Below are 7,905 nucleotides of genomic sequence, written 5' to 3'. Positions count from 1 at the left end.
GCGGTGGAAGGCGGTGTCGGCGGCGAGGTAGGCGGACTGGTCGGCTGCGCGGAGGGCGGGGAGGAGGGTCGGTGTCATGAGCGTCCTTGGTCGAGCCGACGGCCAGCGGCCGGCTTTTGTCCGACATAACCTGCGTGTGTCCCGATCATGCCCGAAGATCGGCCGGGGCGCGACTCCGGCGATGGCAGGATGACCGCATGCCCGCGCCGACGCCCTCGCTGCACCACTCGGTGCTGGACGAGCTCGGTTCGCAGATCGTGCGCGGCGAGCTCGCGCCGGGCACCACCTTCAGCGCCGACGAGCGTGCGGAGCGGCGCGGGGTCTCCCGCTCGGTGATGCGGGAGGCGGTGCGCGTCCTCGAGACGCTCGGGCTCGTGACGTCCCGCCGCCGCGCGGGGACGCGGGTCCAGCCTCCGGAGTGCTGGAACGCCCTGGACACGCGGGTCGTCGCATGGGGACTGGACGGCCCGGACCGGCGGCGCCAGCTGCACCAGCTCAGCGAGCTCCGACTCGGGGTGGAGCCGCTCGCCGCAAGGCTCGCAGCGGCGAACGCGACCGAGGAGCAGCGGCGGGCGCTCACGGAGGCGGGCGACGCCCTCTCCACCCACTCCCGCGCAGCCGACCAGTCCGCCTACCTCGCCGCCGACACCGCCTTCCACCGCTCCCTCCTGGCCGCGTCCGGCAACCGGATGCTCGCGCAGCTGGGCGATCTGGTCGCCGAGGTCCTCGCCGGCCGCACCCGCAACGCGCTCATGCCGCGCGAGGCCGACTCCACCGCGGTGCGGCTGCACCGGGCGGTGGCCGCCGCCGTCGCCTCGGGCGACGCGGACGCTGCGGAGGCCGCGATGCGGGCGATCGTCGAGGAGTCGGACCGGGCGGTGCAGGAGAGCTGACGGGGTTGCACCCCCGCTGCGCCGCGCGCACAGTGGAGCGCATGGTCGAGGGATACACGTCCGCGCAGGTGCGGGCCGCGGAGGCTCCGCACCTGGCCCGGCGGGAGCCGCTGATGCAGCGCGCCGCCGACGGCCTCGCCCGCGAGCTGCGCCTCGTGCTCGCCGGGCGCTCCGACCGCTCCCGTCCGGGCTCGGTGCTCGTCCTGGTCGGTCCGGGCGACAACGGCGGTGACGCGCTCTACGCGGCCGCCGAGCTCTCCTCCTCCGGAACCGACGTCGTCCTCGTCCTCACGGCCGAGCGGGTGCACCGCCGGGGCCTCGCCGTGGCGCTCGACGAGGGCTGCGGGCAGGTGCCGGCCGACGACGCGCCCGGCCTCGCGGCGGCGGTGGCGCGGGCGGACGTCCTGGTCGACGGGATCCTCGGCATCGGAGCGACGGAGCCCGCGCTGCGGGGGCGTCCGCGCGTCGTCGTCGAGGCGGTGCTCGACGCGCTGGAGCGGCGGGCCGAGCGCCCGGTGGTCGTCGCGGTCGACCTGCCGAGCGGCATCCATCCCGACGACGGGTCGGTCCCCGATCCCACCGTGCTGCGCGCCGATGTGACGGTCGCCTTCGGCGCGATCAAGGCCGGTCTGCTGCTGCCTCCGGGCGACTCCTACGCGGGCCGTCTGCGGCTGGTCGACATCGGCCTCGGCCCGGACCTGGCAGGAGTGGAGCCCGCGGTCCGCGAGTGAGCGAGCGGCTCAGGAGGGAGCGAGGAGGTGCGCCTTCTCGGGGTGCTGCTCGAACCACTGCCCGACGTACCAGCACATCGGCACGACGCTCCGCCCGCCGGCGGCCTCGATGTCGGCGACGGCGAAGGAGACCAGCTCCCCGGCGAGCCCGCGGCCTCGGAAGGGCGGGGTCGTGAAGGAGCGGACGAGGGAGACGCTGCCGGGCGCCTCGCGGTAGTCGAGGACGCCCACCAGGGCGCCGTCGAGGTGGAGCTCGTAGCGCGACGCGTCGTCCGCCCGGCGGAAGTCCTTGGCCATGCCTCCAGAGTAGGACGGCCCGGACGGATCAGGCCTCGTCGCCGAGCATCTCGCCGTCGACGTAGAGCCAGCGACCGTCCTCGCGCAGGAAGCGGCTGCGCTCGTGCACGAGGCCGGGGCCGGCGGGCGAGCGGTAGGAGGCGCGGAACTCGACCAGGCCCTCCTCGTCGCCCTCCCCGCCGAACGAGGTGTCGACGATCTGGAGCCGGCGCCACTGGACGTCGGGATCGAGGTCGATGCGGCGCGGCCGGGTCGAGGGGTGCCAGCTCGCGAGCAGGTAGGGAGCGCTGCCGAGGACGTTCGCGCTGTAGCGGCTGCGCATCAGGCGCTCCGCCGTCGGCGAAGGCTCCTCGCCGAGGTGGGCGGGGCGGCAGCAGTCGGCGTAGTGGCGGCGGCTTCCGCAGGGGCAGGAGTCGGCGGGATGCATCCGGCCAGTGTGGCAGGCGATGCGACGCCCCCGGCCCGCCGAGGCTCCGGCGAGCGCCGCGACTCCCCGGACCGTCCAGGTGTGCATCCCCTCCACATCCGCTCCGCCGCCTTGAGGGTGCCGCCGGATCCCGGCAACGTGGCCCCCTCATCGACCACGGACGGAAGGAACGACCCGATGCTCACGCTCACCGACAACGCCAGCACCGTCGTCAAGACCATCACCGGGCAGACCGAGACCCCCGTCGAGGGAGGCCTGCGCATCAGCGGCACCGATCTCGACGCCCGCAACTTCGCTGTCGCGGTCGCCGCGGCCCCCGAGACGACGGACGCCGTCGTGGAGCAGGACGGAGCGCGCGTGTTCCTCGACGTCGCCGCCTCCGTCGCTCTCGGCGACAAGGTCCTCGACGCGCAGGTGGACGAGGGCGGCTCCGTCAGCTTCGGGATCGCTCCGCAGGGCTGACCCCGTCGACATCGGAGGCCGCCCCCACCGCAGTGCGGGAGGGCGGCCTCCGTCGTCCCAGGATCAGGAGAGGATGTCGCGAGTGGTGAAGCGGCCGATCGCGAGCGACCCGAACACGGCGACGTAGGCGAGCTGGAGCAGCGCGTTCTCGCCGAAGGAGCTCCACGCGATCGGGTCGCGCAGGAGGTCGGCGAAGTCGAACCACCGGTCGGTCAGCAGGAACGGGTGGAGGGCGTCCAGCTGCGAGAGCGAGCCGACGATCTGCGCCGCGATGGAGACGACGACGGTGGCCGCCATGGCGCCGACCGGCACATCGGTCAGCGTCGAGATGAAGAGGCCGATCGCCGAGAGCCCGACCAGCGAGAGCGCCGCGTACACGGCGATCGCCAGGGCCCGGCCGATCGCGTCGCCGAGCGGGACGGTGCTGCCGGAGAGCAGCGTCACCGGTCCCGCCGGGAAGAGCGCCAGGCCGATCAGGATCCCGACCACCATGACAGTGAGTGCTGCGGCGAGGCAGAAGGCGAGGGAGGCGGCGAACTTCACCGCGAGCAGCCGCACGCGGCCGACGGGGCTGACCAGCAGGTAGCGCAGCGTCCCGAGCGAGGCCTCGCCCGCGATCGCGTCGCCGGCGACGACCCCGACCGTGAGCGGGAGGAACAGCGGGACGGCGACCGTGATGGCCGCGAAGCCGGTGAAGAGGCCGTTGCCGGCGATCGCGCCCACGAAGGAGGGCCCGCCTCCGTCGCCGCCCGAGAGCCGCACCGCGACGGCGAGCAGGATCGGGATGGCGGCCAGGGCCGCGAGCAGCGCCCAGGTGCGGCGCCGGCGGAAGAGCAGGGCGAGCTCGGAGGCGAGCAGGGACCCGATCCCCGCGCGGCGGACGGTCGCGTCAACGCTCGACATCGAAGCCCTCCCCGGTCAGCTCGACGAAGCGCTCCTCGAGCGAGGGGCGGCGGACGGCGAACCCGCGGACGCGGACGTCGGCCCGCACGAGGTCGGCCACCAGCGTCTCGGCCGCGAGCCCGGGCGGCAGAGCGGCGACGACCAGCGGCGGATCGGCGGGGTGCGGGCCCGGCGCGGTGCGCGGCTCCAGACCCCGGGTGTGCAGGGCCACGATCGCGCGCTCGCGGTCGGGCGTCAGCAGCTCGACCGAGGCGGCGTCCCCGCGCAGCTCGTCGAGCCCGCCCTGGGCGACGAGGCGCCCGGTGCGCATGACGGCGGCGTGGGTGCAGAGCTGCTCGATCTCGACGAGGAGGTGGCTGGAGACGAGGACGGTCGTGCCGTCCTGGTTCAGTCCGCGCACCAGAGCGCGGACCTCGCGGGTGCCCTGCGGGTCGAGGCCGTTCGTGGGCTCGTCCAGCACGATCAGGTCGCGCGGCGAGAGCAGGGCGACCGCGATGCCGAGCCGCTGCTTCATCCCCAGGGAGTAGGAGCCGACCTTCTTGCGCGCCGCGGCCGAGAGGCCGACGCGGGCGAGGGCCTCCTTCGCGCGGGTGTCGCGGGTGCGGGACGAGGTGCCCGCCTCCGCGGCGTCGAAGCGCCGGAGGTTGGCCGCTCCGGAGAGGAACGGGTAGAAGCCCGGCCCCTCGACCAGCGCCCCCACCCGGGGCAGGACCTCGGCCGCGCGCCGGGGCATCGCCTGCCCGAGGACGGTGATGCTGCCCACGGTCGGCGCGGCGAGGGCAAGCAGCATCCGGATCGTCGTTGTCTTGCCCGAGCCGTTCGGGCCGAGGAAGCCGAAGACGGCGCCGCGGGGAACGGCGAGGTCGAGACCGGAGACCGCCTCCTGGCGCCCGAAGCGCTTGGTGAGGCCTCGCGTCTCGACGGCGAGCTCGCCCGCCGTCACCGAGCGGAGGCCGCGTCGCGGAGCGCCTCGGCCGGGACCGCGCCGGCGAGGACGCGTCCGTCGTCGGTGACGAGGACGGTCAGCAGGGCGGAGGAGAGGATCCGGCCGCCGTCGACCGGCGTGGTGACCGCGTCGAGCGAGGAGAGCGCGTCGGCGTCACCGGCGGGCAGCTCGACGACGCTCGTCCAGCCGGAGCCCGTGGTGACGACGTCGGAGTGCTCGGCCGTGCCCGCGGCGGGCGCGTCGGAGGCGTCCGCCTCGTCGTCGACCGGAGCGGCCTGCTCCGTCACCTCGGCGCCGGCCGGGGGCGTGAAGGAGAAGAGGGACGCGTCGGGCGTCGAGAAGTCGATGCTCGTGTACGCGACGCTGAACGCGGGCGCGGTGCCCCCGCGGGCGGTCACGGCTACCCCGAGCGGGAGGCCCGTCTCGCCGTCGACCGAGACGGTCACGGAGCCCACGAGGGTGCCGCCGTCGCGGGGCGTGAGCACGAGCTCGTACGCGTCGCGCCCGGCGACGCTGACGTCCGAGCCGACCGCGACCGTGGTCGTCGGGTCGATCGCGGCGAGCAGCTGCTCGGCGGCGGACGACGGCGTCACGACCTGATCGCCCGGCGAGGCCTCGGGGGCTCCGCCCGCGGGAGGCACGAGGTGGGTGGCGGTGTTCGCGCTCGAGTCGTAGATCCAGACTCCGTCGGTCGTCGAGGCGACGACGTCGCGCTCGGCCAGCCGGTCGAGCACCTGGAGGCGCGCGCCCTTCTCGGCGTCGACGTACACGCGGGCCTGGTGCGAGCCCGTGGCGAGCTCGACGAGGGAGTCGGCGGGGTCGGCGGACGCCGAGCCGGCCGAGCCGCCGAGCGCCGAGAGGTCGGGCAGGCCGAGGTCCGAGGTCTGCCGGATCTCGCCGGAGAACGCCGAGGTGTCGCTCTCGGCGACGAAGGCGAGGAGGTCGGCGGCGGACTTCTCGGGGAGGTCTCCCGCGGCGCTCGCCGAGAAGGGGAGGGCGACGGCCGCGGCGACGACGACCGCGGGGACGACGGCGACGGGCGTCCAGCGCTTCCAGTCAATGCTCATGCCGGGAACGCTACGCCTCGAACCTCCGCGGCGGGCCCGGAACGTGCCGGTCCACAGCCTTCCGGAAGGGGGTGCGGTCCGAGACCGCGGCCGGGATGATCAGGGCATGGACCTCCCGTTCGCTCTCCCCCTCGCCCCGATGCTCGCCAAGGCCGTTCCGGCGGTGCCGGAGCAGACCGCCGTCGCGGGCGGATACTCCTACGAGCCGAAGTGGGACGGGTTCCGCGCGATCGTCTCGGTCTCCGGCGGGGACTGCGAGATCGGGAGCCGCGGCTCCAAGCCGCTGACCCGGTACTTCCCCGAGCTCGTCGAGGCCTTCCTCCGGCTGCTCCCCGACGGCTGCGTGCTCGACGGCGAGATCGTCCTGGCGACCGGCGAGCCGGGAGCGCAGCGGCTCGACTGGGACCTGCTCTCGCAGCGCATCCATCCGGCCGCGAGCCGCGTGAGGATGCTGGCGGAGACCACCCCGGCGATGCTCGTCGCCTTCGACCTGCTCGCCGTGGACGGGCGCAGCATGCTCGAGGAGCCGTACTCGGCGCGGCGGGAGGCGCTCGCCGCGGTGATGGCCGGCGTCCCGCATCCGCTGCACCTCGGCCGCGCCACCGACGACGAGGCCCTGGCGCGCGACTGGCTGGAGCGCTTCGAGGGCGCAGGACTGGACGGCGTCGTGGCGAAGCCCCTGGCCGCGCCCTACTCCCCCGGGAAGCGCGCCGTGCTCAAGGTCAAGCACCACCGCACGGCCGACGTGATCGCGATCGGGTACCGCGAGCACGCCTCCAAGCCGGGCGTGGGCTCGATCCTGCTCGGCCTGCACGGCGACGACGGCGAGGTCCGCCAGGTCGGCGGGGCCTCGGCCTTCAGCGACGAGCGTCGCGTGCAGCTCCTGGAGGAGCTCGCACCCGCGGTCGAGCGCGACGCGGAGGGAGCACCGGTGCGCGGCGAGGGCGAGCGGAGCCGGTTCTCGAGCGGCCGCGACACCTCCTTCGTGCGTCTGCGTCCCGAGCTCGTGCTCGAGGTCCGCTACGACCAGCGCGAGGGCGACCGCTTCCGGCACACCGTTCAGTTCGAGCGCTGGCGCCCGGACCGCGACGCCGCCTCCTGCACCATGGAGCAGCTGGAGCAGCCGACCGCGTACGACCTCGGCGACGTCCTCGGCTAGGCCTTCTTCGCGCGGCTGGGCTGCACGCGGGGCGGCTCGCCCGGCATCTTGGGGAAGTCGGGCGGGAACGGCAGCTCGCCGAGGCCGGCGGCGACATCGCGCTCCCACCAGCCGAGCAGGGCGTCGAGGTGACCGGGGGCGTCGTGCATCCGGGCCCACGGATCACCGCGCTCGGCGAGGCGCGCCGGGACCGTGCGGATCGTGAAGGCCCGCGGGTCGACGCCGTCGAGCTCGTCCCAGTCCAGCGGAGTGGAGACGGGAGCGTGCGCGAGCGGCCGCGGGCTGTAGGCACCGGCGATCGTGCGGTCGCGGTTGGCCTGGTTGAAGTCGACGAAGATCCGCTCGCCGCGCTCCTCCTTCCACCACGCCGTCGTGACCTGCTCGGGCATCCGCCGCTCCAGCTCGCGCGCCGCGGCGATCACCGCGTGGCGGACGTCGAGGAACTCGTGCTCGGCGACGATCGGCGCGAAGACGTGCAGGCCGCGGTTGCCGGACGTCTTCACGAACGGGTCGAGGCCGGCCTCCCGCAGGACCTCCCGCAGCGCGTGCGCGGCGACGACCGCGTCGGCGACGTCGGTGCCGGGCTGCGGGTCGAGGTCGATCCGGAGCTGGTCGGGCAGGTCGGGCGCATCGGCGCGGGACGCCCACGGGTGGAAGACGACGGTGTTCATCTGCGCCGCCCAGACGGCGGCCGCGGGCTCGTCGATCACGAGCTGCGGATGCACCCGCCCGCTCGGGTACGTCACCGGGACGGACCGGACGTACTCGGGCGCGCCCTTGGGCGGGTTCTTCGAGAAGAACTGCTCGCCCTCGATCCCGGAGGAGAAGCGCTGCAGCGAGACGGGGCGGCCGCCGTTCGCCGCGACGAACGGCTCGCCGACGGCGATCAGGTACTCCGCGACCTCGCGCTTGGTGATGCCCGGCTCCGGGAAGAGGACTCGCTCAGGGCTCGAGATCCGCACCTCCCGGTCGCCGTGCAGTCCGGGGACGGTGAGGACGACGGCGTCGCTGCTGGGCATC

10 protein-coding genes are annotated in these 7,905 nt (G+C 74.7%); 4 read left to right on the top strand and 6 right to left on the bottom strand.

What is annotated here, in order from left to right:
* Positions 1-197: 197 nt before the first annotated feature.
* Together C5C95_RS13120 and C5C95_RS13115 are read left to right on the top strand one after the other, a co-directional pair.
* Complete coding sequence (locus tag C5C95_RS13120) at positions 198-893, top strand: FadR/GntR family transcriptional regulator (RefSeq protein WP_104225394.1); 696 nt, start codon at positions 198-200, stop codon at positions 891-893.
* A 41-nt stretch (positions 894-934) separates the two neighbouring features.
* On the top strand, positions 935-1,624 hold the full coding sequence (locus C5C95_RS13115; protein WP_104273302.1) for an NAD(P)H-hydrate epimerase: 690 nt from the start codon (positions 935-937) through the stop codon (positions 1,622-1,624).
* 9 nt (positions 1,625-1,633) lie between these two features.
* On the opposite strand, the gene C5C95_RS13110 is transcribed toward C5C95_RS13115, so the two are convergent.
* Together C5C95_RS13110 and C5C95_RS13105 are read right to left on the bottom strand one after the other, a co-directional pair.
* The gene (locus tag C5C95_RS13110; RefSeq protein ID WP_104225396.1) at positions 1,634-1,921 is read right to left on the bottom strand and encodes a GNAT family N-acetyltransferase; all 288 of its coding nucleotides are present in this window, start codon (positions 1,919-1,921) and stop codon (positions 1,634-1,636) included.
* Positions 1,922-1,949: 28 nt separating this feature from the next.
* On the bottom strand, positions 1,950-2,348 hold the full coding sequence (locus C5C95_RS13105) for a YchJ family protein (RefSeq protein ID WP_104225449.1): 399 nt from the start codon (positions 2,346-2,348) through the stop codon (positions 1,950-1,952).
* Between the two features lie 177 nt (positions 2,349-2,525).
* On the opposite strand from C5C95_RS13105, the gene C5C95_RS13100 reads away from it, so the two are divergent.
* Positions 2,526-2,810, top strand: coding sequence for a hypothetical protein (locus C5C95_RS13100; RefSeq protein ID WP_104225397.1), 285 nt, complete (start codon positions 2,526-2,528; stop codon positions 2,808-2,810).
* Between the two features lie 63 nt (positions 2,811-2,873).
* Here C5C95_RS13100 and C5C95_RS13095 read toward each other — a convergent pair whose 3' ends face one another.
* From C5C95_RS13095 to C5C95_RS13085, 3 genes are read right to left on the bottom strand one after another with little or no spacing between them, the layout of a single operon-like run.
* A complete protein-coding gene (locus C5C95_RS13095; protein ID WP_104324606.1) occupies positions 2,874-3,713 on the bottom strand; it encodes an ABC transporter permease in 840 nt (279 codons plus the stop codon).
* Positions 3,700-4,656 (bottom strand): ABC transporter ATP-binding protein, encoded by a 957-nt coding sequence (locus C5C95_RS13090; RefSeq protein ID WP_104324605.1) that lies wholly within the window; start codon positions 4,654-4,656, stop codon positions 3,700-3,702. Before C5C95_RS13090 ends, C5C95_RS13095 begins: the two co-directional genes overlap by 14 nt.
* Complete coding sequence (locus tag C5C95_RS13085; protein WP_104324604.1) at positions 4,653-5,726, bottom strand: DUF2092 domain-containing protein; 1,074 nt, start codon at positions 5,724-5,726, stop codon at positions 4,653-4,655. Before C5C95_RS13085 ends, C5C95_RS13090 begins: the two co-directional genes overlap by 4 nt.
* 106 nt (positions 5,727-5,832) lie before the next feature.
* Here C5C95_RS13085 and C5C95_RS13080 point away from each other — a divergent pair, with 106 nt between their 5' ends.
* Entirely contained in the window at positions 5,833-6,885 is a 1,053-nt protein-coding gene (locus C5C95_RS13080; RefSeq protein WP_104324603.1) for an ATP-dependent DNA ligase, read from the top strand.
* Here the strand turns inward: C5C95_RS13080 and ligD are convergent.
* Complete coding sequence (gene ligD / locus C5C95_RS13075; protein ID WP_181125680.1) at positions 6,882-7,904, bottom strand: non-homologous end-joining DNA ligase; 1,023 nt, start codon at positions 7,902-7,904, stop codon at positions 6,882-6,884. The two genes, C5C95_RS13080 and ligD, sit on opposite strands and share 4 nt — an antisense overlap.
* Position 7,905: the final 1 nt, after the last annotated feature.

Source organism: Rathayibacter sp. AY1B7, assembly GCF_002932735.1.
Lineage (GTDB): Bacteria > Actinomycetota > Actinomycetes > Actinomycetales > Microbacteriaceae > Rathayibacter.
Note: the sequence above shows the minus strand (reverse complement) of the source record. Positions and strands in the feature narration are given on the sequence as shown.

Excerpts from the sequence above, each read along its gene's own strand:
- C5C95_RS13080 (WP_104324603.1), top strand. The coding sequence starts at position 5,833 with ATGGACCTCCCGTTCGCTCTCCCCCTCGCCCCGATGCTCGCCAAGGCC.
- C5C95_RS13105 (WP_104225449.1), bottom strand. The coding sequence starts at position 2,348 with ATGCATCCCGCCGACTCCTGCCCCTGCGGAAGCCGCCGCCACTACGCC.
- C5C95_RS13110 (WP_104225396.1), bottom strand. The coding sequence starts at position 1,921 with ATGGCCAAGGACTTCCGCCGGGCGGACGACGCGTCGCGCTACGAGCTC.
- C5C95_RS13095 (WP_104324606.1), bottom strand. The coding sequence starts at position 3,713 with ATGTCGAGCGTTGACGCGACCGTCCGCCGCGCGGGGATCGGGTCCCTG.
- C5C95_RS13115 (WP_104273302.1), top strand. The coding sequence starts at position 935 with ATGGTCGAGGGATACACGTCCGCGCAGGTGCGGGCCGCGGAGGCTCCG.
- C5C95_RS13085 (WP_104324604.1), bottom strand. The coding sequence starts at position 5,726 with ATGAGCATTGACTGGAAGCGCTGGACGCCCGTCGCCGTCGTCCCCGCG.
- ligD (WP_181125680.1), bottom strand. The coding sequence starts at position 7,904 with ATGCCCAGCAGCGACGCCGTCGTCCTCACCGTCCCCGGACTGCACGGC.
- C5C95_RS13120 (WP_104225394.1), top strand. The coding sequence starts at position 198 with ATGCCCGCGCCGACGCCCTCGCTGCACCACTCGGTGCTGGACGAGCTC.
- C5C95_RS13100 (WP_104225397.1), top strand. The coding sequence starts at position 2,526 with ATGCTCACGCTCACCGACAACGCCAGCACCGTCGTCAAGACCATCACC.